We start from the raw sequence: 25,998 nt of genomic DNA, 5'->3' as shown, positions 1-25,998 counted from the left end.
CAAATGGCTCGTGATAAGGTTCGCGCTAAGCGCAAGGAACGCAAGAACATCGCCGCTGGCGTCGTTCATGTGAACTCCTCGTTCAACAACACCAAAATCCTGATCTCTGACGTGCAGGGCAACGCGATTTCGTGGTCGTCGGCTGGCACGATGGGCTTCAAGGGCTCGCGTAAGTCGACCCCCTACGCCGCTCAGATGGCTGCAGAAGATGCGGCCAAGAAGGCTCAGGATCACGGTCTGCGCACCGTGGACGTCGAAGTTCAGGGCCCCGGTTCGGGTCGTGAATCGGCGCTGCGCGCGCTGGCTGCGGTCGGTCTGACCGTCACCTCGATCCGTGACGTGACCCCGATCGCCCATAACGGCTGCCGCCCGCCGAAGCGTCGCCGCGTCTAATCAAGATTACGACGGTCGGGCCGTGCGGATTTCCCGTGCGGCCCGCCCGCATTTTTCGGTTTTATCCTCGGGCGTCCCCGACTTTGGGCATGGGTCTGGGACAGGTATGGAGGCAAACGCATGATCCACAAGAATTGGGCTGAACTCATCAAGCCGACGCAGCTTGAAATCAAGCCCGGCAACGACCCGCTGCGTCAGGCGACGATCGTCGCTGAACCGCTCGAGCGTGGCTTTGGCCTGACGCTCGGCAACGCACTGCGCCGCGTGCTGCTCTCGTCGCTTCAGGGCGCCGCGATCACCAGCGTCCAGATCGACAACGTGCTGCACGAGTTCTCCTCGGTCGCAGGCGTTCGTGAAGACGTGACCGACATCGTCCTGAACCTCAAGGGCGTGGCTCTGCGTATGGACGTTGAAGGTCCGAAGCGCCTCTCGATCTCGGCCAAGGGCCCGGGCGTCGTGACCGCTGGAGACATCACCGAGACCGCGGGCATCGAGGTCCTGAACAAGGAACACGTGATCTGCCACCTCGACGATGGCGCCGACCTGTTCATGGAATTGACCGTGAACACCGGCAAGGGCTACGTCGCCGCCGACAAGAACCGTCCCGAGGATGCGCCGATTGGCCTGATCCCGGTCGACGCGATCTACTCGCCGGTGAAGAAAGTTGCCTACGAAGTGCAGCCGACCCGTGAAGGTCAGGTTCTGGACTACGACAAGCTGACCATGAAGGTCGAGACCGACGGGTCGCTCTCGGCCGAGGATGCGGTGGCTTTCGCTGCTCGCATCCTGCAGGACCAGCTGTCGATCTTCGTGAACTTCGAAGAGCCGGAATCGGCTGGCAAGCAGGACCAGGACGACGGTCTCGAGTTCAACCCGCTTCTGCTGAAGAAGGTGGACGAGCTGGAACTGTCCGTGCGTTCGGCGAACTGCCTGAAGAACGACAACATCGTCTATATCGGCGACCTGATCCAGAAGACCGAAGCCGAGATGCTCCGCACCCCGAACTTCGGCCGCAAGTCGCTGAACGAGATCAAGGAAGTGCTCTCGGGCATGGGCCTGCATCTCGGGATGGAAGTCGAAGATTGGCCGCCGGAGAACATCGAAGATCTGGCCAAGCGTTTCGAAGACCAGTTCTGATTGACGAATTGAGGGGCGTTGGCTAAACGCCCCTCCAATGCCCGGGCTGCCGGGGACGATCTGGGTCACAAGACCCCAAGGTGAGCCGGTGACACGCATCGCTGGCCTGACAAAGCACAACGCAAGATTGGAGAATGACAATGCGTCACGCACGTGGCTACCGCCGCCTCAACCGTACCCATGAGCACCGCAAGGCGCTCTTCGCCAACATGGCTGGCTCGCTGATCGAGCACGAGCAAATCAAGACGACCCTGCCGAAGGCGAAAGAACTGCGCCCGGTCATCGAGAAGCTGATCACGCTCGCCAAGCGCGGCGATCTGCACGCACGCCGTCAGGCCGCCTCGCAGCTCAAGCAGGACCAGTATGTCGCGAAACTCTTCGACATCCTCGGCCCGCGCTACAAGGACCGTCAGGGCGGCTACGTTCGCATTATGAAAGCCGGTTTCCGTTACGGCGACATGGCTCCGATGGCGATCATCGAATTCGTCGAGCGCGATCTGGACGCAAAAGGTGCGGCAGATAAGGCACGCGTCGAAGCCGAAGAGGCTGCCGAGGATTGATCCTCGCGACCGATTTCCCTGCGAAATCAATGAGAATTGCGAAATCCCGCCTATTAGGCGGGATTTTCTTATTTCCGCCTGCATTTTCCCGCATTTCTCACGCAAAAGGTTATTGCGCAGATGATGCGCATTCGCGAGTGTAAGCGCGTGGGCGGGTAGGGACGTAATGTCACTGTCGGAGCGAACTCCGCACGGCGCGAACACTTTTAAGTTGACCGGGTTAATTCCAAACTGTCTAAAAAGATATGTCGATACAGAGCAGAATCGATTTGAAACTTCGTGACTTGGATCGTTTAGCTCCAAGCGGTTATTTTGTTGGACTGCATATTCGTTTTACGGCGCCTTTGATGACGTTCCAGACTTACGACAAAGCCTGGCTCGATCATTATACCGCAAACGGCTATGTGCTCCGTGACCCTATGACTGCTTGGGGGTTTAGCGAGACCGGCTCAATCCGGTGGAGCGACCCGCGGTTACCCGATCCTTTCCGTCTCTTCGATGAGGCCAAACACTATGGTCTGATCTACGGGGCGACAGTCTCATGCGGCCCGATCCGGTCCCGTACTATCGCAAGCATGGCGCGCGATGATCGGGAATTCGACCTACCCGAGATCGAGACCTTTGAGCTTATCGTGCGCGAATTGCACGACATGACTCAACCGCCTGAGGAACTCACGAGAGCTCAGATCGAAGCCCTGCGCTGTGTTGCTGGGGGTGACCGACACGCGGCGGCGGCCGCGAAACTTGGAATTTCGGAAAGCGCGCTCAAGGCGCGGCTGAATTCTGCGCGCGCAAGACTGATGGCTCGGACGACCGCCGAAGCTATTCAGCGCGCAAAGGATTTCCGCCTGTTATAGTGTTGTTGACCCTCCGCACGGCTGTACTGTGACTAACCTGCAGGAGGAAGACATGCAGACCACTACGCTTTCGTTCACCAATTTTCATAATCACGGTGAGCTTTTCGCAAACATGCTGCGCGCCAGGCGCGAGCTCTTCATTGTCCAGAATAAATGGGATCTCCCAGAAGCGATGGGCATGGAATATGACCAGTATGACACCCCGGCGAGCCGCTGGGTGGTCGTCCATGACGAGTTGGGCAAGGTGCTGGCAGGCAACCGTCTGACGCCCACGACGACGACCTGCGGGATCTATAGCTACATGATCCGCGATGCGCAGCGGGGGCTGCTCGCGACGATCCCGTCCAATCTTCTCTATGACGAGGCTCCGGTCAGTGAGACCGTCTGGGAAAGCTCGCGTCTGTTCGTGTCCCATGACGTCCCGATGGCGATGCGCCGCAAGGTTCATGCGCGTCTCGTGCAGGAAATCGGCAATTCGGCGCGTGAACTCGGCGCAAGCTCCGCCCTTACCCTTCTGAACGCGAATTGGCCGCGTTGGGCGGGTCGGGTTGGCGTGGACATGACTGCGATGGGACCGGTGATGGAGATCGACGGGATCAAAAATCAGGTCGTATCGATGAACTTCTCCCAAAACCTTCATTAAAGGGATGGGAAAGATTAGAGCCCCCGTGCGCCCCACACGCGCGGGGGCTTTTCGTTGGCGGACCGAGACACTAGGTTCACGCCATCATGGCCGACCTATTCGACACGCCCCCCGATCCCAATGCGCCTGCGCCCGAAGCGCCGCGCCCGCTCGCTGATCGCATCCGCCCAAAAACTCTGGGTGAGGTGATCGGTCAGGAACAGGTGCTTGGTCCTGACGGGCCTTTGGGGGCGATGCTGGCTGCAGGCTCGCTCGGCTCTCTGATCCTCTGGGGGCCGCCGGGTGTCGGCAAGACCACCATCGCGCGACTGCTGGCCGATGCCTCCGATCGCGCCTTCGTCCAGATTTCCGCGATCTTCACCGGCGTGCCGGAACTGCGCAAAGTCTTCGAGGCCGCCAAGCTGCGGCGCGGGCAGGGCAGGGGGACACTCCTCTTCGTCGACGAGATACACCGCTTCAACAAGGCGCAGCAGGACAGCTTCCTGCCGCATATGGAAGACGGCACGATCATGTTGGTGGGCGCCACCACCGAAAACCCGAGCTTCGAGCTGAACGCCGCTGTGCTCAGCCGCGCGCAGGTCATGGTGCTGGAGCGTCTCGACCTCGCCGATCTCGAACGCCTCGCACAGCGCGCCGAGAAGGCGCTTGATCGTCCGCTGCCGCTGACCGGCAAGGCGCGCGAGGCGCTGCTGGAAATGGCGGATGGCGACGGTCGCGCGCTTCTCAACCTGATCGAGCAGGTCGCGGCGTGGAAAGTCACCGGCACGCTCGACACCGACGCGCTATCGACCCGGCTGATGCGCCGCGCGGCGAAATACGACAAGTCCGGCGACGAGCATTACAACCTGATTTCGGCGCTCCATAAGTCCGTGCGAGGCTCGGACCCGGACGCCGCGCTCTATTGGTTCGCGCGAATGCTGGAGGGCGGCGAGGACCCGCGCTATCTCGCGCGGCGCTTCGTGCGCATGGCGGTCGAGGATATCGGGCTGGCCGACCCACAGGCCCAGACCCATGCGCTGCATGCGTGGGAAATCTACGAGCGCATCGGCTCGCCCGAGGGGGAGCTGGCTTTGGCGCAGACGGTGATCTATCTCGCGCTCGCGCCAAAATCCAACGCGGGCTACGTCGCCTACAAGGGCGCGCGGGCGCAGGCGCAGAAGACCGGATCGGAGCCGCCGCCGAAGCATATCCTCAACGCCCCGACCAAGCTGATGTCCGAACAGGGCTACGGCGCGGGCTATGCCTATGACCATGACGCCGAGGACGGCTTCTCGGGGCAGAACTACTTCCCCGACACGATGAAGCGTCCGGTCCTCTACCAGCCCGTCGAGCGCGGCTTCGAGCGCGAGTTGAAAAAGCGGGTCGACTGGTTTGCCAAGCTGCGTGAACAGCGCAAATCTTGACATTCAGGCCTGTGAACGCTCTTAGGGCGCCAAAGGAGACAGCGATGCTTTCTACGATTTTGCAGGTCGCGCTAGGCGGCGCGATGGGTGCATCGGGGCGCTACCTCGTCGGCGTCGGAATGATGCGCAGCTTCGGCGCGCAGCCTTTCCCGCTGGGCGTCATCACGGTGAATATCCTCGGCTCGTTCCTGATGGGCGCGCTCGTGGTGTTCCTCGGTGACAAGCAGCTGACCCATTGGAACGCCTTCCTCGCGACCGGCTTTCTTGGCGGCTTCACCACTTTCTCCTCTTTCTCGCTCGAAGCGTATCGCTTGATCGAGAAGGGCGATGTCACATTGGCAGTCAGCTATATCGGACTGTCGGTCGGCGCGGGGCTTCTGGGCCTCGTCGCTGGCATTCTCCTGATGAGGGCCATGCTATGAGCGGCGTCCAGCATATTACCGTCACCGAGGACGAGGGCGGACAGCGCCTCGACCGGTTCCTGAAAAAGCGGTTTCCGCACCTGTCCCAGGGCATGATCGAGAAGTTCTGCCGCAAGGGCGATCTGCGCGTGGATAAAGGCCGGGTGAAGGCCAATTCGCGGGTCGCGCCGGGGCAGGAGATCCGCGTGCCGCCGATCCCGGATTCCGCTCCCGCGCCGAGGACCGAGGGCATCTCGGAGGAGGATGCGAAATTCATCCAGAGCTGCGTGCTCTGGAAGGATGAGCATATCATCGCGCTCAACAAGCCGCCGGGGCTGCCCTCGCAGGGCGGCTCGGGGCAGGGCAATCGCCATGTCGACGGGCTGAGCGAGGCGCTGAAATTCGGCTACAAGGACAAGCCGAAGCTGGTCCATCGCCTCGACAAGGACACCTCCGGCGTTCTGCTGCTCGCGCGCACCGACCGTGTCGCGCGCCGCCTGTCCGAGGCGTTCCGCGGCAAGACCACGCGCAAGATCTATTGGGCCGCCGTCGCAGGCGCGCCCGAACCGAAGACCGGCACGATCCGCTTCGGTCTGGTGAAAGCGCCGGGTCACGGGCGCGGCGGCGAAGGCGAGAAGATGATCTGCATCCATCCCGCTAAGGTCGACAAGACCGAAGGCGCCAAGCGCGCGACCACCGATTACTTCACGCTGCACATCCTCGGCCAGCGGGTGAGCTGGGTCGCGCTGGTGCCGATCACCGGGCGCACCCACCAGCTGCGCGCGCATATGGCCGAGATCGGCAACCCGATCATCGGCGACGGCAAATATGGTGGCTCGAGCCAGGAGAACATGGGCGACGGCTGGGGCGCGCAACTGGGCGGCGAGATTTCCCGCAAGCTGCACCTGCATGCCCGCCAGATCAGCTTCGACCATCCGATCAGCGGCAAGCGTATCACGCTGACCGCGCCGCTGCCCGAGCACATGAAGCGGACCTGGGACCTGCTGGATTGGCACGAGAAAGACGTGCCCGCCGATCCGTTCGAGGATCTGAAATGAAGCTCGCGATCTTCGACGTCGATGGCACGATCTCGGATAGCCAGAACCACATCACCCATGCGATGACGATTGGGTTCGAGGCGGCAGGCCTGCCCGCGCCGCAGGCCTCCGCCGTGTTGCAGATCGTCGGCCTGTCGCTGCCGCTCGCGGTAGCGCGGCTTGCGCCGGAGCACGATGCCGAGACGCAGGCGCGTATCGTCGAGGGCTACAAGCAAAGCTACAAGAGCGCGCGCGCGGCTTCGCCCGCGCCGCTCTATCCCGGGGCAGAGGCGCTGCTGCGCAAGCTCGCCGCGCGCGACGACATGCTTCTGGCGGTCGCCACCGGCAAGTCCCGCCGCGGCCTGCGCGCGCTGATCGAGCATCACGGTCTGGAAGGTCTCTTCGTCAGCCAGCAGACCGCCGACGATCACCCCTCGAAGCCGCACCCGTCGATGATTGGCGCGGCGCTGAGCGAGGCGGGCGTGGACGCACGCGACGCGGTGATGATCGGCGATACCAGCTTCGATATCGAGATGGGCCGCAGCGCGGGCGTCGCGACGATCGGCGTGCGCTGGGGCTACCACGCCCCCGCTGCTCTGGAGGCGGCCGGGGCGCATCAGATGGTCGATGATTTCGACGGGCTGGAAACGACACTTCTGGATCTGTGGGAGATGAGCGCATGAGCGAATGGGCGGCCAAGCGGTTCTGGACGGAAACCACCGTCACCGAGTACCCCGAGGGGTTCGGCGTGGCGCTGGACGGGCGTGCGGTGAAGACGCCGGCGAAAGCCGCGCTGACCGTGCCGACTCGCGCCTATGCCGAGGCCATCGCCGCCGAATGGGACGCGCAGGACGGCGCGATCAAACCCCATACGATGCCGGTCACCCGCTCTGCCAATGCGGCGATCGACAAAGTGGCGCATCAGCATCCCGAGGTCGTCACCCATGTCTGCGAATTCGGCGGCACCGATCTTCTGTGCTACCGCGCCGAGGCTCCGACGGAACTGGTCGAGCTTCAGAGCGCGAAATGGGACCCGCTGCTGGAATGGGCGGCGCAAACCTACGGCGCGGAGCTGAAGGTCACGACGGGCATCCTGCCGGTCGATCAGCCTGCCGACCATCTGGCGCGGCTGGAGGCGGAGGTGGCAAACCTCGACCCCTTCGCGCTGGCGGCGCTGCATGATCTCGTGGGCATCACGGGCTCCCTCGTCCTGGGGCTGGCCGTCACCCGCGGCAGGCTATCGGCCGAGGAAGCATGGGAAATTTCTCGGCTCGACGAGGATTGGCAAATCGCTCAATGGGGCGATGACGAAGAGGCGGCGGAGATCGCTGCACACAAGCGCGAGGCGCTGTGTGACGCGGCTCGAATCTGGACGCTCACCGAAAGGTGACCGCCGTGGATTCTCACGCCGCTTATTGACCTGCCAAAAGCATCATCACTTGCTGACGATTTACGCAGGGGCCCTCACGAATTCCGGAAACTAGCCTTGACCTTCTTTGATCGGATGGACCAAACTTTCGTTACTCCGTGTCATGGAGACACGATCGACCAGGTCCGTGAGGGACCAAGAACCGCTCTGTCAGAGCGGCGACAACAGGAAGAGGTAAAAATGAAGAAATCCGTCTTTTTCGGCGCGCTGACGGCTGCGACGCTGACTGCCGGTCTGGCTGGCGCGGCCACGCTCGATGACGTGAAATCGCGCGGAGAGCTGATCTGCGGCGTGAACACCGGTCTCGTCGGCTTCGCCGCGCCGGATGCCAACGGTAACTGGTCCGGCTTCGACGTCGCGGTCTGCCAGGCCGTCGCCGCCGCTGTGCTGGGCGACCCCTCGAAGGTTAAATACGTCCCCACCTCGGGCCAGACGCGCTTCACCGCGCTCGGTTCGGGCGAAGTGGACCTGCTGGCACGCAACACCACCTGGACCTTCTCGCGCGACACCGACCTGAAGCTCCAGTTCACCGCGACCAACTACTACGACGGTCAGGGCTTCATGGTCCGCAAGGATTCGGGCGTGACCTCGGCCAAGGAACTCGACGGTGCGTCGATCTGTATCCAGACCGGCACCACGACCGAGCTGAACCTCGCCGACTACTTCAAGGCCAACAACATGTCCTATCAGCCGATCACGGTTGATTCGAACGCCGAAGGCGAACAGCAGTTCCTCGCCGGCGCTTGTGACGCCTACACCACCGACGCGTCCGGCCTCGCCGCGACCCGCGCCGCTTTCGCGAACCCGACCGACTACGTGATCCTGCCGGAAATCATCTCGAAAGAGCCGCTGGCTCCGGCCGTCCGTCAGGGCGACGATCAGTGGACCGACATCGTCCGCTGGACCGTCTTCGCGCTGATCGGTGCTGAAGAATACGGCGTGACCTCGGCGAATATCGACGAGCTGGCCAAAGGCACCGACAACCCGGAAGTCAACCGCCTGCTCGGCACCGAGGGTGACCTTGGCGCGATGATCGGCCTCGACAAGGACTGGGCCGTCAAAGCCATCAAGGCCAACGGCAACTACGGTGAAATCTTCGCCGCGACCATCGGCGAGCAGACCCCGATCGGTCTGGCCCGTGGCCTGAACGCTCAGTGGACCCAAGGCGGTCTGATGTACGCTCCTCCCTTCCGCTAAGAAGGGCCCGGCAGGGGCGCGGTTCAAACCGCGCCCCTGTTCCGTTTTCAAGAGACCGTGCGTAGGGGAGACATCCCCACAGTGGCCCGTAAGAATGGCCTGACAAAAATAACGACGCGGCAACAGGGGAAATAAGAATGACAAGCGCGCCCGACGCGCCGGAGCAGGGCTTCCGGCTCAGCCAGCTTATCTATGACACGCGTTATCGCTCCCTGACGATTCAGGCGATCGTCTTCATCCTCGTGATGGGCGGCGCGGCATGGCTGGTGGACAATGTGATCCAGAACCTCAACGACCTCGGGAAGGATTTCAATTTCTCCTTCCTCGGGCAGAGGGCCGGTTACGATATCGGCAATGCGATCATCCCGTATAACAACGACATGAGCCACGGACGTGCGCTGCTTGTCGGCCTCATCAATACGCTCTGGGTGTCCTTCCTGGGCTGCGTCGCCGCGACGATCATCGGGATCTTCGTGGGCGTGCTGCGCCTGTCGAAGAACTGGCTCGTGGCGCGGCTGATGACCGTCTATGTCGAGGTCTTCCGCAACATTCCGGTGCTGCTGTGGATCCTGGTGGCGATCGCGCTGCTGACCGATGTGGCCCCGTCGCCCAACGCCTATAAGGTGAACCAGCAGACGGGCGAGGCGCAGGCTTCGATGCTGCTCGACTCGGTCGCTTTCACCAATCGCTACACCGCGATCCCCTCGGTACATTTCGATCGCTCGCTCGGCTCGCTCGACACGGCGCTTGCACCGATCTCGCTCAACTTCCTTGCCCTCGTGATCGTGCTGATCGCCTCGATCTGGGTGAACAAGCGGATGCTGACCCACGCCGCCAAGGTGCAGGAGGCGACCGGGGTCCGACCTACAATGTGGTGGAAGAGCGCGCTCGTGCTGATCGCGCCCGTTGTGATCCTCGCCATTGCGCTCGGGATCAATCCCGAGGAGCCGCAGATCAAGGGCTTCAACTTCACCGGCGGCACGAACGTGTCGAACTCCTTCGTGGCGCTCTGGCTCGGCCTGTCGCTCTATACGGCGGCCTTCATCGCCGAGATCGTCCGCGCCGGTATCCTTGCCATCTCGAAAGGCCAGACCGAGGCCGCCTTCGCGCTGGGTCTGCGGGCCAATCGCACGATGAGCCTCGTGATCCTGCCGCAGGCGCTGCGGGTCATCATCCCGCCGTTGATCTCGCAATATCTGAACCTGACGAAGAACTCCTCGCTCGCGATCGCCGTGGGCTATCTGGAACTGCGCGGCACGTTGGGCGGCATCACCCTGAACCAGACCGGGCGCGAGCTTGAGGCGATCACGCTGATGATGCTGATCTACCTCGCGATCTCGCTGTCGATCTCGGGCGTGATGAACGTCTACAACAATCGCGTGAAGCTGAAGGAGCGGTGAGATGAGCGATACACAAGCCCATTCCGTCGCCTATGTCCGCGACACGATGCTGCCGCAACAGCCTGCCCCCGCAGGGCAGTCCGGTGCGGTTCAATGGCTGCGCGAGAACCTGTTCTCGGGCTGGCTGAACACCTTGCTGACCCTTCTGGGCGTGGCCTTGATCTACACGCTGGTCATGCATTTCCTTCCCTGGTTCCTGCATGGCGTCTGGGACGCCAACTCGATCAAGGAATGCCGCACGATCATCACCGACCGTTACGGCGAAGGCGCGACCGGCGCCTGCTGGGCGGTGATCCGCGAGCGTTGGCACCAGTTCATCTTCGGCTTCTACCCGCCGGAACTGTACTGGCGCCCGATCCTGACCTTCCTGCTGCTCTTCGTGGCGGTCGGCCCGCTTCTCTTCACCTGGGTGCCGCGCGTGCTCGCGTGGTTTACGCCGGTCTACCCGTTCCTCGCCGTCTGGCTGCTCTGGGGCGGCTCGGGCTGGACGCCGATCATGATCTTCGCAGGCTTCGTGCTGGGCGCGGCGATCCTGTTGGTGCTGTCGCCGCGGCTTGGCTCGATCATGGCCTTCTCGATCGGCGCTTTCGTCGCGATCCTCTACTTCCTCTTCGTGGTGGGCCCGCTCATCGACGGGTTGCAGGCGATCCTGCCGTGGGGGCTGGAATCGGTGGACTCCGCCAAATTCGGGGGCTTCCTGCTGGCGATCACGCTGGGCGTGGGCGGCATCATGATGTCGCTGCCGCTGGGGATCGTGCTCGCGCTCGGGCGGCAATCCGACATGCCGCTGGTCAAAGGCTTCTCGGTGGTCTTCATCGAGTTCATTCGCGGCGTGCCTCTGATCACGCTCCTGTTCGTGGCCTCGCTGCTGCTGAACTACTTCCTGCCGCCGGGCACGAATTTCGACATCATCCTACGGGTGATGATCCTCGTGACCTTCTTTGCCGCGGCCTATATCGCCGAGGTGATCCGCGGCGGTCTGGCAGCACTTCCGCGGGGCCAATACGAGGCGGCGGATGCGCTGGGGCTCGATTACTGGAAGGCGCAGCGGCTAATCATCCTGCCGCAGGCGCTGAAGATCTCGATCCCGGGCATCGTCTCCACCTTCATCGGCATGTTCAAGGATACGACGCTGGTCGTGTTCGTGGGTCTCTTCGACCCGCTCAAGGGCATCCCGGACTTCATCCGCGCCGACTTCAACTGGAAAGGCATCTACTGGGAGCCCTTCATCTTCGTCGGCGCCATCTTCTTCATCCTGAACTTCGCTATGTCGCGCTACTCGATGGCTCTCGAGCGTCGACTGCAGCGTGATAACCATTAATCGGGGACTAGACACAATGACCGAACCGCAATTCGAACGTCAGGTCGACCGCAGCCATATGCAGGTCTCCGACGAGGTCGCGATCCAGATCGAGAACATGAACAAGTGGTATGGCCAGTTCCACGTCCTGCGTGACATCGATCTGACCGTGCAACGTGGCGAGCGTATCGTGATCGCCGGGCCCTCGGGCTCGGGGAAATCGACGCTGATCCGCTGCATCAACCGTCTGGAGGAACACCAGGCGGGCAAGATCGTCGTCGACGGGATCGAACTGACGAACGACCTGAAGAACATCGACAAGGTCCGCCGCGAAGTCGGAATGGTGTTCCAGCACTTCAACCTGTTCCCGCATCTGACCATTCTCGAGAACCTGACGCTGGCCCCGATCTGGGTGCGCAAGACGCCCAAGAAGGAAGCCGAAGCCACGGCGATGCACTACCTCGAGAAGGTGAAAATCCCCGAGCAGGCCGACAAGTATCCCGGCCAGCTTTCGGGCGGCCAGCAGCAGCGTGTGGCGATCGCGCGCTCGCTGTGCATGAAGCCGCGGATCATGCTCTTCGACGAACCGACCTCGGCGCTCGATCCGGAGATGATCAAGGAAGTGCTCGACACGATGATCGAGCTCGCGGAAGAGGGGATGACCATGCTCTGCGTGACCCACGAGATGGGCTTCGCGCAGGCGGTGGCGAACCGGGTGATCTTCATGGCCGACGGTCAGATCGTCGAGCAAAACAACCCGCATGACTTCTTCAACAACCCGAAATCCGAGCGGACCCAGCAGTTCCTGAGCCAGATCCTCGGGCACTGAGAAAAGGCTGGGGGTTTCAAACCCCCAGACCCCCGTGGGATATTTCCGCCAAGGCGAAGAATTAAAAAAGGGGCGGCGCGAATACTCGTGCCGCCCCTTTTCTGTATTCGGGTCTGATTTAAAGCAGGTCGGAAACCGCTTCGCGTTCTTCTTCCAGTTCGCCGACGGTGCGCGCCATCATCTCTTTCTGGAAATCGTTGAATTCCAGACCTTCGACGCGCTCGTAATGACCGTCCTTGCAGATCACCGGCAGGCCGACCATCAGCCCCTCGGGGATGTCGTAGAGGCCGGTCGACGGCACGGCCATCGACACCCATTTGCCGTCGGTCCCGTGGATCCAGTCATACATGTGATCGATCGCGGCATTCGCAGCGGAGGCGGCCGAAGAGGCGCCACGCGCTTCGATGATCGCAGCGCCACGGGTGGCGACCTGCGGGATCAGCGTCTCGCGATACCAGGTCTCGTCGCCGATGATTTCGGAGAGCTTGCGGCCCTTCGCTTCGGCTTCGGTCCAGTCGGCGAACATGGTGGGGGAGTGGTTGCCCCAGACCACGAAGCGCTCGATGTCGTCGACATGCAGATCGGCCTTCGACGCGAACTGGGTCAGTGCGCGGTTATGGTCGAGCCGGATCATCGCGGTGATGTTCTCGGTCGGGAAGTTCGGCGCGTTGGCTGCGAGGATCATCGCGTTGGTGTTGGCCGGGTTGCCGACGACCACGCATTTCGCGTCGCGCTTGGCGGCCTTGTCGAGCGCTTCACCCTGCACGCGGAAGATCTCGGCATTGGCCGACAGCAGGTCGCGGCGCTCCATGCCTTTGGTGCGCGGGCGCGAGCCCACGAAGAAGGCGGCGTCGATATCGGTGAAGGCGGTCACCGGGTCATCGGTCACAACGGTGCCGGCGAGCAGCGGGAAGGCGCAGTCTTCCAGCTCCATCACCACGCCACGCACCGCGTCGAGTGCCTGCGGCAGGTCCAGAAGCTGCAAGATCACCGGCTGATCGGGACCGTAGACATCCCCCTTGGCGATGCGGAACAGCAGCGCGTAGCAGATCTGACCGGCAGCCCCGGTGACGGCGATGCGTTTCGGCGTTTGAGCGGACATGGAAACCCTCCTGTGATGATTACGCCAGAGAGATAGGGCACAGGCGCGCGGCTGGCCATAGAAAACCGTGCCCTAACGTCACGATCTTGGGAGGGAAAAGCTGTGTTCAGCCGCGCCGGGTCGGCGTGAAGAAATCGAGCACCGATCCCTGTCCCGGCTGCACCTCGTCCCAGCTGTCGATCTGGAAATCGACGATCAGCGTGGCGCAGGTCGGGAAGCGGCGGAAATCGGGATCGTGCAGCGCGCGTGCAGGCAGACGATGCGCGAATTCCGCGATGCCCGGGTTATGGCCCAACATCATCACCGTCGGCGCCGCGGCGGTGCGCAGGACCTGCAGCATCATCTCGGGGGCGGCGTGGTAGAGATCCTCGACATAGCTCACCTCCGGCCGCGTCTCGATCACCGCGCGCTCCACCCGGTCCCATGTCTCGCGGGTGCGAGTCGCCGAGGAGCAGAGCACCTCTTCCGGCTCCAGCCCGCGCGAGGCAAGGAAATCGCCCAGTTCAAGCGCGGCCGCGCGTCCGCGCGCATTGAGCGGGCGATCACGATCTTCCATCGCCGGGTCGTCCCAGCTGGATTTGGCATGACGGGTCAGGATCAGGCGGCGATAGCCGAGCGGGGTCATGGGTGAAACTGCCTCATATGCCATGCGGATTGCTGAGGCAGCCTGCCATAGCTTTCACCTGCCGGGCAAGCGCGTCTTGCAAGGCAGCCGTGATCGCGACAGGCCGCGCCTTCGGGGCGGTCGAGATGCGCGTGACAGCTTTGCGTGTCGTAACCGTCGGGTTTGAGCGCATCGACCGGGCAGGCGGTGGCGCAGGGCGCAGGGCATCCGATGCAGGGATTGGCGGCGGGCGCGGGCAGGGGAAGCAAGCCAGGCAGGGCCAGCGCGCCCCGCACCGAGGCCCAGAGGCCCATATGCGCATGGCACATCAGATGGACCGGCGAGGCGAAGCTCTGTCCGCTTCTCACGGCCCAGCTCACGAAAGGCTGCCAGGGCGGGCCGGTGAAGGGGAAAAGCGCGCGGGCTTCAAATTGCCGTGCGAGGGCGCCGATCACCCGCGCAGACCAGCGGTCCAGCGGATCGGGCGCGTCCTCGGCGAATTCCGGCTGAGCGGTGACGTGATCCCAGAAACCCGGCTCATCGGGCGAGATCAGCGCGATCGTCTCGCCATCCTCATGCAGCAGCCCCGACACGAAGAGCCGGTGCGGGGCCAGCGCCGCGGCGAGGCCGGAGATTACCGGCGGCGTCTCACTCACTGCGCGGTTTCACGCGCGGCTCGGTCGAGCGGATCATCGAGCCCGCCCCATGTTCGGTGAACAGCTCCAGCAGGCAGGCATTGGCGACGCGCCCGTCGACGATGACCACCGCGCGCACGCCCTCGTCGACCGCTTTCAGCGCGGTCTCGACCTTGGGGATCATACCGCCCGCGATGGTGCCGTCTTCGATCAGGGCGGTCACGTCCTCGGGGGTGAGCTGGGTCATGACCTCGCCCGCCTTGTTCTTCACGCCCGCCACATCGGTCAGCAGCAGCAGGCGATCGGCGCGCAGCGCGCCCGCGATGGCGCCGGCTGCGGTGTCGCCATTGACGTTGAAAGTCTCGTTATCGGCCATGCCGGTCGCGACCGGGGCTATCACAGGGATCATGCCCGCGTTGTAGAGGTCGCGGATCACCTGCACGTTCATCTCGACCGGGCGCCCGACGAAGCCCAGTTCGGGATCGTCCGCCTCGCAGACCATCAGGTCGTCATCCTTGCCCGAGATGCCGACCGCGCGGCCGCCTTGGTCGTTGATCGCCTGCACGATGCGCTTGTTGACAAGGCCCGAGAGGATCATCTCGACCACTTCCACGGTGGCTTTGTCGGTGACGCGCTTGCCGCGCACCCATTGGCTCTCGATGCCGAGTTTGCCCAGCATCTCGTTGATCATCGGCCCGCCGCCATGCACCACGACCGGGAAGATGCCGACTTGACGCATCAGCACGATATCGCGGGCGAAATCGGCCATCGCCTCTTCGTCGCCCATCGCGTTGCCGCCGAATTTCACCACGACCACGGCGCCGGAATAGCGTTGGAGGTAGGGCAAGGCTTCCGAGAGGGTGCGGGCGGTGGCGATCCAGTCACGATCCATGGTCTGCTTTCTCATCTGGCTGGTCCTCGGGCAGGGTGGTCCCATCTTGCTAGACCGTTCGCGCCGGGTTTGGAAGGGCGCAATCGGGGCCGTTGCGCTCGGAACAAAACCGACTAGGGTCGGGAGCGCGCTGACGGGGAGTTCGAGTAATGGATGATCGCAAAGTAATGCTGCTGACGGGGGCGAGCCGGGGCATCGGCCACGCAACGGTGAAACGCTTCGCAGCCGAAGGGTGGCGCGTCATCACCTGTTCGCGCCAGCCTTTCCCCGAGCAATGCCCGTGGGGCGGCGGGCGCGAGGATCACATCCAGGTCGATCTTGCCAAGCCCGACGAGGTGATCGACGCGATTGCCGATATTCGCAGCCGGATCGACGGACGGCTGCATGCGCTGGTCAACAATGCAGGGATTTCGCCGAAAGGGCCCGAGGGCGAGCGGCTCAATACGCTCGACACCGATCTGCGCACCTGGGGGCAGGTGTTCCACGTCAATTTCTTCGCCTCCATCGTGCTCGCGCGCGGGCTGGTCGAGGAGCTGTCGACCGCGCAGGGGGCCGTGGTCAACGTGACCTCTATCGCAGGTCTGCGGGTGCATCCTTTCGCAGGGGCCGCCTATTCAACATCGAAGGCCGCGCTCAAGGCGCTGACGCGCGAGATGGCGCATGATTTCGGGCCGCTCGGGGTGCGCGTGAACGCCATCGCGCCGGGCGAGATCGAAACCTCGATTCTCAGTCCCGGCACCGAGAAGATCGTCGAGAAACTGCCGCTGCGCAGGCTCGGTCAGCCGTCGGAAGTGGCGGATGTGATCTGGTTCCTCTGCTCGGATGCGTCGAGCTACGTCACTGGCACCGAGATCGAGGTGAACGCGGGCCAGCACGTCTGATCGCGTCCGGGACGGCTCAGGTCTTCTTGCCGATCTTCGGCTCCGTGCCCATCGCGAGGCGCGCGATATTGGTGCGGTGCCGCCAGAAGATCAGCACCGACAGGCCCGCCGCCAGCATCATCAATTCGCGATAGCCGAGGAAATAGGCCAGCGGCACCGTCGCAGCCGCCGAGACCAGCGCTGCGAGCGAGGAAATCCGCGTCAGCAGCGCCGTGACCAGCCAGACGGCGCAGGTCGCAAGGCCCACGGGCCAAGCCAGCGCGATCATCGTGCCGAGGAAGGTCGCCACCCCTTTGCCGCCCTGAAAGCGAAGCCAGACCGGGTAGATGTGACCGATGAAGGCGGCCGCGCCCGCCACCTGCGCGGCGGTTTCGCCCAGCGTGTAGCGTGCGATGAGAACCGCAATCGCGCCTTTGCCGCTGTCGAGGAGCAGGGTCGCAAGGGCCGCGCTCTTGCTTCCGGTGCGCAAAACATTCGTCGCGCCAATATTGCCGGAGCCGATTTTGCGCAGGTCGCCCAGTTTGAAAAGCTTGGTGATAACGAGCCCAAACGGCACAGATCCGAGCAGGTAGCCCAGTGCAGCCACCAGCCCGAGCCATGCTGACCCGTTCTCAATTCCCGGCATATGCCTGCCCTCGCCTCGTTTATGAGTCGTTATTGTTGTTATAAACCTGCACCCCTGCGACGAATGTGGCAAGCGCTTTGCCTTCCATTCGAGCAGTATCGAAGGGGGTATTCTTCGATTTTGAGCGCAATTTAAACCTGTCGAGCACGAACGGCGCGTCCGGATCGAAGAGCACGAGGTCTGCCGGAGCCCCTTCGGAAAGCCGTCCCTGCGGCAGTCCCAGACGCTTCGCCGGGTTCAGCGACATCGCCCGGAACAGCTGCGGCAGGGTCAGCTGACCGGCATGGTAAAGGCGCATCGCGGCGGGCAGGATCGTCTCGAGCCCGACTGCGCCGGAGGCCGCTTCCTCGAAGGGCAGGCGCTTGGATTCCTCATCCGCCGGGGTGTGCAGCGAACAGATCACGTCGATCGTGCCGTCGGCCACCGCCTCGATCACCGCGAGCCGGTCTTCCTCGTCGCGCAGCGGCGGCGTCAGTTTGAAGAACGTCCGGTAATCGCCCACGTCGAGCGCGTTGAGCGTCAGGTGGTGGATCGAGACCCCGGCGGTCACATCGAGCCCGGCCTTTTTCGCGCGCGTCAGCGCGGGCAGGGCCTTCGCGGTGGTGATCTGGTCGGCGTGATAGGCGAGGCCTGTCATCTCCACCAGCGCCAGATCGCGGTCGAGCCCCATCCGCTCGGCCATCGGGGACACGCCCGGCAAACCCCGCAGCGAGGCGAATTTGCCCGAAGTCACCGCGGTGCCTTTCGACAGGACCGGCTCTTGCGGATGGCCGATCACCAGAGCGCCCAGATGGGCCGCATAGGTAAAGGCGCGTTGCAGCACCTTGGTCTGGTCCGAGACGCGCGTGACGTCGGTGAAGGCCACCGCGCCCGCATCTTTCAGAAACCCGATCTCGGTCATCTCCTGCCCGTCGCGGCCTTTGGTCAGCGCCGCCATATGCAGGATGCGCACCGGCGCGTCCGCCGCGCGGCGGGTGACGAATTCCAGCGTCTCGGGATTGTCGATGGCGGGCTGGGTGTCGGGACGGGCGATGATGGTTGTCACCCCCCCGGCTGCGGCGGCCAGCGCCGCCGTGCGGAAGCTTTCCATGTGGCGCTCGCCCGGCTCACCGATCTTCACGCCCAGATCGACGATCCCGGGCGCGAGGCATTTGCCGCCGCAATCGATCACCTCGGCATCGGCGGGGGCGGACATATCGCCGATCGCCGCGATCAGGCCGCTGTCGATCACCACGTTTCCGGTGGTTTCGGTCAGCGCCTCGGGGTCGATCAGCTTGGCGTTTTCGAGGAATAGGGTCATGCGTCGTGCCTCACTTCGCCACCAGTTTGCGCGCGGCCTGCGCGCTCTCGATCTCACGCACCACGGGCCCCGCATCGGCGAGGTGGCGGATCAGATGCTTGTCGCCCGCCGTCGTCACGACCTGCACATCGCCCATCAGCGAGCGCACGCCGGAGATTTGCAGTAGCATCACCTGTTTGCCCTGCGGCCCGATCAGACGCTTGTCCGTCAACTGCCAGCGCCGCGCGAAGGCCTCCGAGCGGAAATAGAGCCCGCGCGCCGCCATGCCGACCACGACGGCGAAGCTCGCGATCACCACCTGATCGGGCTTGCCGAGCCAGAACAGCACCGTCGAGATCAGCACCGCGCCGATCACCGCCAGCACCGCATGATCGGTCCAGTAGCGTTTCTTGTCTGCCGTGAAGACGGCCAGAACCTTTTCGCCCTCGTCCAGCGGCAATTCGCTTTCGGGGCCGGGGCGGTAGTTGAGAACTTCGTCGCGCTCGATCTTAGACATAGGTGCCCTCCGTGAGCGCGCGCCCGCGCTCGGCCCGCAGGTTGCGCGCCAGCAAGTCCATCACCGCCATGCGCACCGCCACGCCCATCTCGACCTGTTCCTGAATGACCGAGCGGTTGATGTCGTCGGCGATGGTGCCGTCGATTTCGACGCCACGGTTCATCGGGCCGGGATGCATGACGATCGCGTCTTCCTTGGCGAAGGCGAGCTTCTCGGCATCGAGCCCGTAGCGGTGGAAATATTCGCGCTCGGAGGGGATGAAGCCGCCATCCATCCGCTCTTTCTGAAGCCGCAGCATCATCACCACATCGGCGTCGCGCAGGCCTTCGCGCATGTCGTGATAGACCTCGCAGCCAAACTCCTGAACGCCTGAGGGCATCAGGGTCGGCGGCGCGATCAGGCGCACGCGGTTTTCCATCTTGCCCAGCAGGATCAGGTTGGAGCGCGCGACGCGGCTATGGGCGACATCGCCGCAGATCGCGACGGTCAGGCGTTTGATCCGGCCCTTCTCGCGCCGGATGGTCAGCGCATCCAGAAGCGCCTGTGTCGGGTGCTCATGCTTGCCGTCGCCCGCATTGATCACCGCGCATTCGACCTTCTGCGCGAGAAGATCGACCGCGCCGGACGAGCCATGCCGCACCACCAGCAGATCGGGATGCATCGCGTTCAGCGTCAGTGCGGTGTCGATCAGGGTCTCGCCCTTCTTCACCGACGAGGTCTGCATCGACATGTTCATGACGTCCGCCCCGAGCCGCTTGCCCGCAAGCTCGAAACTGGATTGGGTCCGCGTCGAATTCTCGAAGAACATGTTGATCGCGGTCATCCCGGCCAACGCGTCGGTCTTTTTCACCGTGCGACGGTTCAGATCCACATATTTTTCGGCGAGGTCGAGAACGGTGAGGATATCCTCGGGGCTCAGATGTTCGATCCCCAGCAGGTGCCTTGGGCGAAAAGCCATTGCGCGATGCTCCGGTTAGACTTCGATGCTTATGGCAAACGGGGGGGCGGGCGTCCAGCCGCTTTACCGTCGCAGCACCCATGAGGTAGGGTCGCGCAATGGAGACTCAGCCGACACCGGAACTCGACTATCACGCCGCTCTGGCCGCCCTCGAATGGCAGCTGGAAATGGGCGTCGATACGGTCATCGGCGATACGCCTGTCGATTGCTACGAGCTGCCCGACAAATCCGCGCAGGCCAAGGCGAAGGCGCCCGAGGCCGCGCCTGTGGCGGACCGGGAGTTGCCGCCAGTCGCGCAGATGGCGAAAATCGAGGGTCCCGATCCGGTCGTCGTCGCAGGCGATGCGGCGGGCAAGGCCGACACGCTCGAAGCGCTGCGCGCCGCCATCGACTCCTACGATATGTGCGATCTGAAGCTCGGCGCGCGCAACACTGTCTTTGCCGATGGCAAGCCTGCCGCGCGGGTGATGATCATCGGCGAGGCGCCGGGGCGCGAGGAGGACCAGAAAGGCCTGCCATTCGTGGGCCGCGCCGGTCAGCTTCTCGACAAGATGTTCGGCGCGATCGGCCTCTCGCGGCAATCGCCCGATGCCGAAGCCGCGCTCTATATCACCAATGTCCTGCCCTGGCGTCCGCCGGGCAATCGTGATCCCTCGCCTGCCGAGATCGCGCAGATGCTGCCCTTCCTCGCCCGCCATGTCGATCTCGCCGATCCCGACCTGATCGTTCTGATGGGCAATGCCGCCTGTGCCGCGGCGCTCGGCAAGCGCGGCATCCTGCGCTTGCGGGGCACCTGGGCCGAGGCCTTCGGGCGGCCCACGCTGCCGATGACGCACCCGGCCTATCTGCTGCGCAACCCGGCCGCCAAGCGCGAAGCCTGGGCCGATCTTCTGCAAATTCGGGCCCGTCTCGACCAAGCGTAAACCGCGCCAAACGGTCGCGCTTTCGTGAAAAAGTGACGGACGTGGCGCCGTGACGCGTAGAGATAACCATTCCCTGCACCTATTTCGGCAAGGTAACATGGAAATCGCGCGACCGTGGGCAATTGCGAGCGCCCGTAGCACTGACGACAGATCGGAGACGCCATGCGCTTTCTCACCCGCTCCCTGATGGGGCTGTTTCTTCTGGCGCTGACCGTCGGCCTGCTGGCGATGGGCGGCTTCTCGATCTTTCAGGCGATGCAGGCCCGCAATGCCGAGAATGGGCGTGCGCCCACCGCGCGCGAACGGGTTTTCGCGGCCAATGTGATCCCGGTCACCTTCAAGACAATGTCGCCGGTGCTGACCGCCTATGGCGAGGTGCGCTCGACCCGCGAGCTGGAGCTGCGCGCGTCGGCGGCAGGTACGATTGTCGAACTTGCCCCCGATTTCGAGGATGGCGCGGAGGTCGAGAAGGGCGAGCTTCTGGTCAAGCTGGACCCGGCAGAAGCGCAGGCGGCGCGCGACAGCGCCGCGGCGACCGTGGCCGAGGCAGAGGCCGCGCTTGCGCAGGCGGAACGCGCTTTGGCCATATCGAAGGACGATGTGATAGCGGCGCAGCGGCAGGCGGACCTGCGGCTCAAGGCGCTCGACCGTCAGCGTTCGCTCTCGGAGCGGGGCGTCGGCTCGGCGGCCAATCTGGAAACCTCGGAACTGGCGGCCTCGGCGGCCGATCAGGCGGTGCTGAACCGCCGCTCGGCATTGTCGACCGCGCAGGCGCAGCTCGATACCGCGCGCACCTCGCTGACCCGCGCCAAGATCAGCCTGACCGAAGCCGATCGCAAACTGGCCGATACCGAAATTCGCGCCGAATTCTCGGGGCGTCTGGCCGAGGTGAACGCGGTCGCGGGCGGGCTGGTGTCGAATAACGAGATGCTGGGCAAACTGATCGATCCGAACGCGCTGGAAATCGCCTTTCGCGTCTCCACTGCGCAATTCGCGCGCCTGACCGACGATCGCGGTGCGCTGCGCGATCTGCCCGTGGGGGTGGAACTGGTTGCAGGCGAGGAGACGCTGACCGCCAAGGCCGAGCTGTCGCGCGTCTCGGCGGCGGTCGATGACGGGGTGACGGGGCGTTTGCTGTTTGCGCGCGTCACCGACGGTCTCGGCAATCTGCGTCCGGGCGATTTCGTGACCGTCCGGCTAAAAGAGCCCGCGCTCGAGAATGTCGCGGAAATTCCTGCGGCAGCCGTCGATGCGGAGAGCACGGTTCTCGTGCTGGGCCCGGAAGACCGTCTGGAAACCGCCGATGTCACCGTGCTGCGCCGTCAGGGCGATGCGGTCATCATCCGCGCCAAATTCGCGCCCGGCACCGAGATCGTGGCCGAGCGCACGCCGCTTCTGGGTCGCGGGATCAAGCTGCGCCCGATGCGCCCCGGTCAGCCGCAGGCGGCCACCGAGCCCGAGACGATCAATCTCGATCCCGAGCGCCGCGCCAAGCTGGTTAGTTTCGTCGAGACGAACACCGCGATGCCCGACAATGCCAAGCAACGCTTTCTTGCCGAGTTGAAGCAGGACGAGGTGCCCGTCGCGACCGTCGAGAAGCTCGAATCCCGGATCGGAGGCTGAGATGGCGTCTGGCCTCGATCCCAGAGAGCTGCCGCCCGGCCGCGGGCTGATCGGTCTCTTTACCCGCCACGCGACGCTGGCGAATATCGTGCTGGTCGTGATGATCTGCGCGGGGCTCGTCGCCCTACCGCGGATGCGCGCGCAGTTCTTCCCGGATTCGGTCGAGGAATCGATCACCGTCTCGGTGAAATGGGACGGCGCAGGCGCGGAGGAGGTCGACCGGGCGATTGTTCAGGTGCTGGAACCCTCGCTGATTTCGGTCGAGGGGGTGGAAGCCTCGGACAGCCGCGCCTCGGAAGGCTCGGCGCGGATCAGTCTCGATTTCGAACCCGACTGGGACATGTCCCGCGCGGTCAATGATGTCGAGAATGCGCTGGCCTCGGCGGGCGATCTGCCCGAAGGCGCGGAGGAGCCCGAAGTGGCGCGCGGCGTCTGGCGCGACACGGTAACCGACCTGGTGATCACCGGGCCGCTCTCGCCCGAGCAGCTGGGCCGGTTGGGCGACGAGGCCGTCGTGCGGCTCTATCAGCAGGGCGTCACGCGCACCTCGCTTGCCGGGATCGCGGCCCCCGAAACGGTCGTCGAAGTGCCGACCGTCTCGATGATGGCGCATGACGTGACGCTGACCCAGATCATCGATGTGATCTCCGCCGAGGCGAATACCGATCCGGCAGGCGAAGTGGCGGGCGGCGCCACGCGCGTGCGCACGGGCGAAGAGCGCAGATCCGCCCCCGAGATCGAGAACCTCGTGATCCGCACCGAACCGGACGGCTCGCAGCTGACCGTGGGCGATGTGGCCAATATCCGCGTCGAAGGCGGCGACCGGAACCGCGCCTATTTCGTCGGCGACAACGCGGCGGTGGTGATCAATGTCGCGCGCTCGGCGGCGGGCGATGCCATCGCGATCCAGCACAAGGTCGAAGGTGTGATCGACCAGATGCAGCCGACGCTACCTGCGGGCACCACGATGGATCTGGTGCGCACCCGGTCCGACGCCATCACGCAGCGCCTCGATCTGCTGGTGGGCAACGGGGTGCTGGGGCTGAGCCTCGTGCTGGTACTGCTGTTTTTGTTCCTCAACGCGCGCACGGCCTTCTGGGTGGCGATGGGGATCCCGACCTCGATGGCTGCGGCTCTGGCGGTGATGTATTTCACCGGCATGACGCTGAACATGATCTCGATCTTCGCGCTCATCCTGACGCTGGGGATCGTGGTCGATGATGCCATCGTGGTGGGCGAGCATGCCGATTTCCGTGCGCGCCATCTGGGCGAGCATCCAGTGCTTGCCGCCGAGAACGGCGCGCGGCGCATGGCCGCCCCGGTCTTCGCCTCGACCCTGACGACCGTGATCGCCTTCGCAGGGCTGACCGTGATCGGCGGGCGCATGGGCAATATGATCGTCGATATTCCCTATACGGTGATCGCGGTGCTCGCCGCCTCGCTGATCGAGTGTTTCGTGATCCTGCCCAACCACATGAGCCACGCGCTGCGCCACACCTCCGAGGGCAAGTGGTACGACTGGCCCTCGCGGCAGGTGAACCGCGGGCTCGACTGGTTCCGCCGCGTCGTGATGAAGCCGCTCACCCGGCTGATCGTCATCGGGCGCTACCCGGTGATCGCGGCGGCGATCGCGCTTTTGCTATGGCAGGTCAGTTTCGTGATGTCGGGCAAGGTGCAGTGGCGCTTCTTCAATCCGCCCGAGCAATCGACGGTGAACGGCGCCTTCTCGATGGTCGAGGGCGCGACCCGGGCCGACACCGAAGAGATGATGCGCACGATGCAGGCGACCGTGACCAAGGTCGCCAAGGAATTCGAGGACGAATACGGCGTGAACCCGGTCGAATACGCGATCGGGCAGATCGGCGGCGCATCGGGGCGGGGGCTGGCCTCTGCCGATACCAAGGATGCCGATCTTCTCGGCTCGCTTTCGATCGAGGTGATCGACCCTGATTACCGCCCCTATTCCAGCTTCGATTTCGTCTCGCGGCTGCAGGCCGAAACCCCGCGCCTGCCGCTGGTCGAAGAGATCAGCTTCCGCCGCTTCCGCTCCGGCGGGGCCGGGGACGGGATCGCGGTGCAGTTCTCGGGCAACGAGACGCGCATTCTGAAAGACGCCGCCGAAGACCTGAAGACGCAGCTTGCGCAATTCCCCGAAGTCTCGGCGGTGGAGGATAACCTCGCCTATGACAAGCAGGAGCTGATCCTCGATCTCACCCCGCAGGGCGAGGCGCTGGGCTTCGACATCGCGACGCTGGGCCGCGAATTGCGCGCGCGTCTGAACGGCACCGAGGCTGCGAGCTTCCCCGACGGGGTGCGCTCGGCCACGATCCGTGTGGAACTGCCTGAGGAAGAGCTGGCCGCCGATTTCATCGACCGGATGCAGCTGCGCGCGCCCGGCGGCGAATGGGTGCCGCTGGCCGATATCGTCTCGGTGCGCAGCCAGACGGGCTTCTCGACGATCCGGCGCGAGGATGGCGTGCGGCAGGTCTCGGTCACGGGCGATGTCTCCGAAGACGATCCCGCGCGAGCCAACGAAATTCTGGCGCGCATCTCCGACGAAATCCTGCCGCGGATCTCCGAAGAACGCGGCGTGGCCTATACGCTCACCGGGCAGGCCGAGCAGGAGCGCGACTTTATGAACGACGCGATGATCGGGCTGATCATGTGCCTGATCGGCATCTACATCGTGCTCGCTTGGATCTTCGCAAGCTGGACAAGGCCGATCGTGGTGATGTCGGTGATCCCCTTCGGCGCAGTCGGCGCGATCTGGGGCCACTATGTCTGGAACCTGCCGATGTCGATGTTCGCCGTGGTGGGCGGGATCGGGATGATCGGGATCATCATCAACGACGCGATCGTGCTGATCTCTACGGTCGACGAATATGCCGAGAAGCGCGGGATCGTGCCCGCAATCGTCGATGCGGTCGCCGACCGCCTGCGCCCGGTGCTGCTGACGACGCTGACGACGGTTCTGGGGCTTGCGCCGCTTCTCTACGAGCAATCCAGCTCGGCCCTGTTCCTGAAATCCACCGTCATCACGCTGGTCTACGGTCTGGGCTTCGGGATGATCATCGTGCTGCTGGTCGTGCCCGCGGTGCTCGCGGTGCAGCTCGATTTCGGGCGGCAGGTGCAGGCGGTGCGTCACGGCGTGCGGGTCGTGCGGCTGCGCGCTGTGCTGGCCGGTGTCGCGGCGCTGATGGCCGTGGGCTTCGCGCTCACGCTGGGCCGTGCGATGTGGGAGGGTCAGGCACTGATGCCCGCCTTCGGAGGCTTCGCGCTGATCGCGGGGATGGTGGCGATGGGGGCGGGGCTCATCGCGCCACGACTGCTGCGCGGCCATATCCGCCACAGACCGCCGCCGGAAGCCTGACCT

26 protein-coding genes are annotated in these 25,998 nt (G+C 64.1%); 18 read left to right on the top strand and 8 right to left on the bottom strand.

Features of this window, described 5'->3' with window-relative positions; all coding sequences use genetic code 11:
* Positions 1–3 precede the first annotated feature (3 nt).
* The 14 genes from rpsK to BMI89_RS13850 all read left to right on the top strand — a co-directional run bounded on the left by rpsK (position 4) and on the right by BMI89_RS13850 (position 12,586).
* The gene (gene rpsK, locus BMI89_RS13915) at positions 4–393 is read left to right on the top strand and encodes a 30S ribosomal protein S11 (protein WP_078521791.1); all 390 of its coding nucleotides are present in this window, start codon (positions 4–6) and stop codon (positions 391–393) included.
* A gap of 120 nt (positions 394–513) precedes the next feature.
* Complete coding sequence (locus BMI89_RS13910; RefSeq protein WP_078571387.1) at positions 514–1,530, top strand: DNA-directed RNA polymerase subunit alpha; 1,017 nt, start codon at positions 514–516, stop codon at positions 1,528–1,530.
* 140 nt (positions 1,531–1,670) lie between these two features.
* Positions 1,671–2,090: a 50S ribosomal protein L17 gene (gene rplQ / locus BMI89_RS13905; RefSeq protein ID WP_078521789.1), complete on the top strand. Its 420-nt coding sequence runs from the start codon at positions 1,671–1,673 to the stop codon at positions 2,088–2,090.
* 245 nt (positions 2,091–2,335) lie between these two features.
* Positions 2,336–2,947, top strand: coding sequence for an autoinducer binding domain-containing protein (locus BMI89_RS13900; RefSeq protein WP_078521787.1), 612 nt, complete (start codon positions 2,336–2,338; stop codon positions 2,945–2,947).
* A gap of 52 nt (positions 2,948–2,999) precedes the next feature.
* Complete coding sequence (locus BMI89_RS13895) at positions 3,000–3,590, top strand: acyl-homoserine-lactone synthase (protein ID WP_078540198.1); 591 nt, start codon at positions 3,000–3,002, stop codon at positions 3,588–3,590.
* Positions 3,591–3,676: 86 nt separating this feature from the next.
* Entirely contained in the window at positions 3,677–4,993 is a 1,317-nt protein-coding gene (locus BMI89_RS13890; protein WP_078571386.1) for a replication-associated recombination protein A, read from the top strand.
* Between the two features lie 44 nt (positions 4,994–5,037).
* Positions 5,038–5,415, top strand: coding sequence for a fluoride efflux transporter CrcB (gene crcB / locus BMI89_RS13885; protein ID WP_078545316.1), 378 nt, complete (start codon positions 5,038–5,040; stop codon positions 5,413–5,415).
* Positions 5,412–6,452 carry an RluA family pseudouridine synthase gene (locus BMI89_RS13880; protein WP_078571384.1) on the top strand — a complete coding sequence of 347 codons (1,041 nt, stop codon included), beginning with the start codon at positions 5,412–5,414 and terminating at the stop codon, positions 6,450–6,452. Before crcB ends, BMI89_RS13880 begins: the two co-directional genes overlap by 4 nt.
* Positions 6,449–7,114, top strand: a complete 666-nt coding sequence (locus BMI89_RS13875) for an HAD-IA family hydrolase (RefSeq protein WP_078571382.1) — start codon at positions 6,449–6,451, stop codon at positions 7,112–7,114. The genes BMI89_RS13880 and BMI89_RS13875 overlap by 4 nt, the downstream gene beginning before the upstream one ends.
* Positions 7,111–7,821, top strand: a complete 711-nt coding sequence (locus tag BMI89_RS13870) for an ATP12 family protein (RefSeq protein ID WP_078571381.1) — start codon at positions 7,111–7,113, stop codon at positions 7,819–7,821. The genes BMI89_RS13875 and BMI89_RS13870 overlap by 4 nt, the downstream gene beginning before the upstream one ends.
* 219 nt (positions 7,822–8,040) lie before the next feature.
* The gene (locus BMI89_RS13865) at positions 8,041–9,057 is read left to right on the top strand and encodes an amino acid ABC transporter substrate-binding protein (RefSeq protein ID WP_078571379.1); all 1,017 of its coding nucleotides are present in this window, start codon (positions 8,041–8,043) and stop codon (positions 9,055–9,057) included.
* A 137-nt stretch (positions 9,058–9,194) separates the two neighbouring features.
* The gene (locus tag BMI89_RS13860) at positions 9,195–10,457 is read left to right on the top strand and encodes an ABC transporter permease subunit (RefSeq protein WP_078521770.1); all 1,263 of its coding nucleotides are present in this window, start codon (positions 9,195–9,197) and stop codon (positions 10,455–10,457) included.
* Between the two features lies 1 nt (position 10,458).
* Entirely contained in the window at positions 10,459–11,778 is a 1,320-nt protein-coding gene (locus BMI89_RS13855) for an amino acid ABC transporter permease (RefSeq protein WP_078571378.1), read from the top strand.
* 16 nt (positions 11,779–11,794) lie between these two features.
* Entirely contained in the window at positions 11,795–12,586 is a 792-nt protein-coding gene (locus BMI89_RS13850; RefSeq protein WP_078540191.1) for an amino acid ABC transporter ATP-binding protein, read from the top strand.
* Positions 12,587–12,704: 118 nt separating this feature from the next.
* Here the strand turns inward: BMI89_RS13850 and BMI89_RS13845 are convergent, their stop codons facing one another.
* The 4 genes from BMI89_RS13845 to argB all read right to left on the bottom strand — a co-directional run bounded on the left by BMI89_RS13845 (position 12,705) and on the right by argB (position 15,819).
* Positions 12,705–13,688 (bottom strand): malate dehydrogenase, encoded by a 984-nt coding sequence (locus BMI89_RS13845; protein WP_078540190.1) that lies wholly within the window; start codon positions 13,686–13,688, stop codon positions 12,705–12,707.
* A gap of 106 nt (positions 13,689–13,794) precedes the next feature.
* On the bottom strand, positions 13,795–14,313 hold the full coding sequence (locus BMI89_RS13840) for a histidine phosphatase family protein (RefSeq protein WP_078571377.1): 519 nt from the start codon (positions 14,311–14,313) through the stop codon (positions 13,795–13,797).
* Complete coding sequence (locus tag BMI89_RS13835; RefSeq protein ID WP_078571375.1) at positions 14,310–14,948, bottom strand: ferredoxin; 639 nt, start codon at positions 14,946–14,948, stop codon at positions 14,310–14,312. Before BMI89_RS13835 ends, BMI89_RS13840 begins: the two co-directional genes overlap by 4 nt.
* Entirely contained in the window at positions 14,941–15,819 is an 879-nt protein-coding gene (argB, locus tag BMI89_RS13830; protein ID WP_078521759.1) for an acetylglutamate kinase, read from the bottom strand. The genes BMI89_RS13835 and argB overlap by 8 nt, the downstream gene beginning before the upstream one ends.
* Positions 15,820–15,968: 149 nt before the next feature.
* Between argB and BMI89_RS13825 the strand changes: the two genes are divergently transcribed.
* Complete coding sequence (locus BMI89_RS13825) at positions 15,969–16,700, top strand: SDR family oxidoreductase (RefSeq protein ID WP_078571373.1); 732 nt, start codon at positions 15,969–15,971, stop codon at positions 16,698–16,700.
* Positions 16,701–16,716: 16 nt separating this feature from the next.
* On the opposite strand, the gene plsY is transcribed toward BMI89_RS13825, so the two are convergent.
* Genes plsY through BMI89_RS13805 form a run of 4 tightly spaced genes read right to left on the bottom strand, consistent with a single transcriptional unit; the run spans position 16,717 to position 20,079 of the window.
* Positions 16,717–17,325: a glycerol-3-phosphate 1-O-acyltransferase PlsY gene (plsY, locus tag BMI89_RS13820; protein ID WP_078521757.1), complete on the bottom strand. Its 609-nt coding sequence runs from the start codon at positions 17,323–17,325 to the stop codon at positions 16,717–16,719.
* A 19-nt stretch (positions 17,326–17,344) separates the two neighbouring features.
* Positions 17,345–18,625 (bottom strand): dihydroorotase, encoded by a 1,281-nt coding sequence (gene pyrC, locus BMI89_RS13815; protein WP_078571371.1) that lies wholly within the window; start codon positions 18,623–18,625, stop codon positions 17,345–17,347.
* Between the two features lie 10 nt (positions 18,626–18,635).
* On the bottom strand, positions 18,636–19,121 hold the full coding sequence (locus BMI89_RS13810) for a hypothetical protein (protein ID WP_078540184.1): 486 nt from the start codon (positions 19,119–19,121) through the stop codon (positions 18,636–18,638).
* Positions 19,114–20,079 carry an aspartate carbamoyltransferase catalytic subunit gene (locus tag BMI89_RS13805; RefSeq protein WP_078521754.1) on the bottom strand — a complete coding sequence of 322 codons (966 nt, stop codon included), beginning with the start codon at positions 20,077–20,079 and terminating at the stop codon, positions 19,114–19,116. Before BMI89_RS13805 ends, BMI89_RS13810 begins: the two co-directional genes overlap by 8 nt.
* Before the next feature lie 98 nt (positions 20,080–20,177).
* On the opposite strand from BMI89_RS13805, the gene BMI89_RS13800 reads away from it, so the two are divergent.
* The 3 genes from BMI89_RS13800 (at position 20,178) to BMI89_RS13790 (ending at position 25,995) form a co-directional block, all read left to right on the top strand.
* Positions 20,178–21,002, top strand: a complete 825-nt coding sequence (locus BMI89_RS13800) for a uracil-DNA glycosylase (RefSeq protein WP_078540182.1) — start codon at positions 20,178–20,180, stop codon at positions 21,000–21,002.
* A 162-nt stretch (positions 21,003–21,164) separates the two neighbouring features.
* Positions 21,165–22,625 carry an efflux RND transporter periplasmic adaptor subunit gene (locus BMI89_RS13795; RefSeq protein WP_078571370.1) on the top strand — a complete coding sequence of 487 codons (1,461 nt, stop codon included), beginning with the start codon at positions 21,165–21,167 and terminating at the stop codon, positions 22,623–22,625.
* Between the two features lies 1 nt (position 22,626).
* Positions 22,627–25,995 (top strand): efflux RND transporter permease subunit, encoded by a 3,369-nt coding sequence (locus BMI89_RS13790; RefSeq protein ID WP_078571368.1) that lies wholly within the window; start codon positions 22,627–22,629, stop codon positions 25,993–25,995.
* Positions 25,996–25,998 lie beyond the last annotated feature (3 nt).

Origin of the sequence: Thioclava sp. F36-7, assembly GCF_002020075.1 — a bacterium.
GTDB classification, from domain to species: Bacteria; Pseudomonadota; Alphaproteobacteria; order Rhodobacterales; family Rhodobacteraceae; genus Thioclava; species Thioclava sediminum.
Note: the sequence above shows the minus strand (reverse complement) of the source record. Positions and strands in the feature narration are given on the sequence as shown.

Excerpts from the sequence above, each read along its gene's own strand:
- rpsK (WP_078521791.1), top strand. The coding sequence starts at position 4 with ATGGCTCGTGATAAGGTTCGCGCTAAGCGCAAGGAACGCAAGAACATC.
- BMI89_RS13910 (WP_078571387.1), top strand. The coding sequence starts at position 514 with ATGATCCACAAGAATTGGGCTGAACTCATCAAGCCGACGCAGCTTGAA.
- rplQ (WP_078521789.1), top strand. The coding sequence starts at position 1,671 with ATGCGTCACGCACGTGGCTACCGCCGCCTCAACCGTACCCATGAGCAC.
- BMI89_RS13900 (WP_078521787.1), top strand. The coding sequence starts at position 2,336 with ATGTCGATACAGAGCAGAATCGATTTGAAACTTCGTGACTTGGATCGT.
- BMI89_RS13895 (WP_078540198.1), top strand. The coding sequence starts at position 3,000 with ATGCAGACCACTACGCTTTCGTTCACCAATTTTCATAATCACGGTGAG.
- BMI89_RS13890 (WP_078571386.1), top strand. The coding sequence starts at position 3,677 with ATGGCCGACCTATTCGACACGCCCCCCGATCCCAATGCGCCTGCGCCC.
- crcB (WP_078545316.1), top strand. The coding sequence starts at position 5,038 with ATGCTTTCTACGATTTTGCAGGTCGCGCTAGGCGGCGCGATGGGTGCA.
- BMI89_RS13880 (WP_078571384.1), top strand. The coding sequence starts at position 5,412 with ATGAGCGGCGTCCAGCATATTACCGTCACCGAGGACGAGGGCGGACAG.
- BMI89_RS13875 (WP_078571382.1), top strand. The coding sequence starts at position 6,449 with ATGAAGCTCGCGATCTTCGACGTCGATGGCACGATCTCGGATAGCCAG.
- BMI89_RS13870 (WP_078571381.1), top strand. The coding sequence starts at position 7,111 with ATGAGCGAATGGGCGGCCAAGCGGTTCTGGACGGAAACCACCGTCACC.
- BMI89_RS13865 (WP_078571379.1), top strand. The coding sequence starts at position 8,041 with ATGAAGAAATCCGTCTTTTTCGGCGCGCTGACGGCTGCGACGCTGACT.
- BMI89_RS13860 (WP_078521770.1), top strand. The coding sequence starts at position 9,195 with ATGACAAGCGCGCCCGACGCGCCGGAGCAGGGCTTCCGGCTCAGCCAG.
- BMI89_RS13855 (WP_078571378.1), top strand. The coding sequence starts at position 10,459 with ATGAGCGATACACAAGCCCATTCCGTCGCCTATGTCCGCGACACGATG.
- BMI89_RS13850 (WP_078540191.1), top strand. The coding sequence starts at position 11,795 with ATGACCGAACCGCAATTCGAACGTCAGGTCGACCGCAGCCATATGCAG.
- BMI89_RS13845 (WP_078540190.1), bottom strand. The coding sequence starts at position 13,688 with ATGTCCGCTCAAACGCCGAAACGCATCGCCGTCACCGGGGCTGCCGGT.
- BMI89_RS13840 (WP_078571377.1), bottom strand. The coding sequence starts at position 14,313 with ATGACCCCGCTCGGCTATCGCCGCCTGATCCTGACCCGTCATGCCAAA.
- argB (WP_078521759.1), bottom strand. The coding sequence starts at position 15,819 with ATGGATCGTGACTGGATCGCCACCGCCCGCACCCTCTCGGAAGCCTTG.
- BMI89_RS13825 (WP_078571373.1), top strand. The coding sequence starts at position 15,969 with ATGGATGATCGCAAAGTAATGCTGCTGACGGGGGCGAGCCGGGGCATC.
- plsY (WP_078521757.1), bottom strand. The coding sequence starts at position 17,325 with ATGCCGGGAATTGAGAACGGGTCAGCATGGCTCGGGCTGGTGGCTGCA.
- pyrC (WP_078571371.1), bottom strand. The coding sequence starts at position 18,625 with ATGACCCTATTCCTCGAAAACGCCAAGCTGATCGACCCCGAGGCGCTG.
- BMI89_RS13810 (WP_078540184.1), bottom strand. The coding sequence starts at position 19,121 with ATGTCTAAGATCGAGCGCGACGAAGTTCTCAACTACCGCCCCGGCCCC.
- BMI89_RS13805 (WP_078521754.1), bottom strand. The coding sequence starts at position 20,079 with ATGGCTTTTCGCCCAAGGCACCTGCTGGGGATCGAACATCTGAGCCCC.
- BMI89_RS13800 (WP_078540182.1), top strand. The coding sequence starts at position 20,178 with ATGGAGACTCAGCCGACACCGGAACTCGACTATCACGCCGCTCTGGCC.
- BMI89_RS13795 (WP_078571370.1), top strand. The coding sequence starts at position 21,165 with ATGCGCTTTCTCACCCGCTCCCTGATGGGGCTGTTTCTTCTGGCGCTG.
- BMI89_RS13790 (WP_078571368.1), top strand. The coding sequence starts at position 22,627 with ATGGCGTCTGGCCTCGATCCCAGAGAGCTGCCGCCCGGCCGCGGGCTG.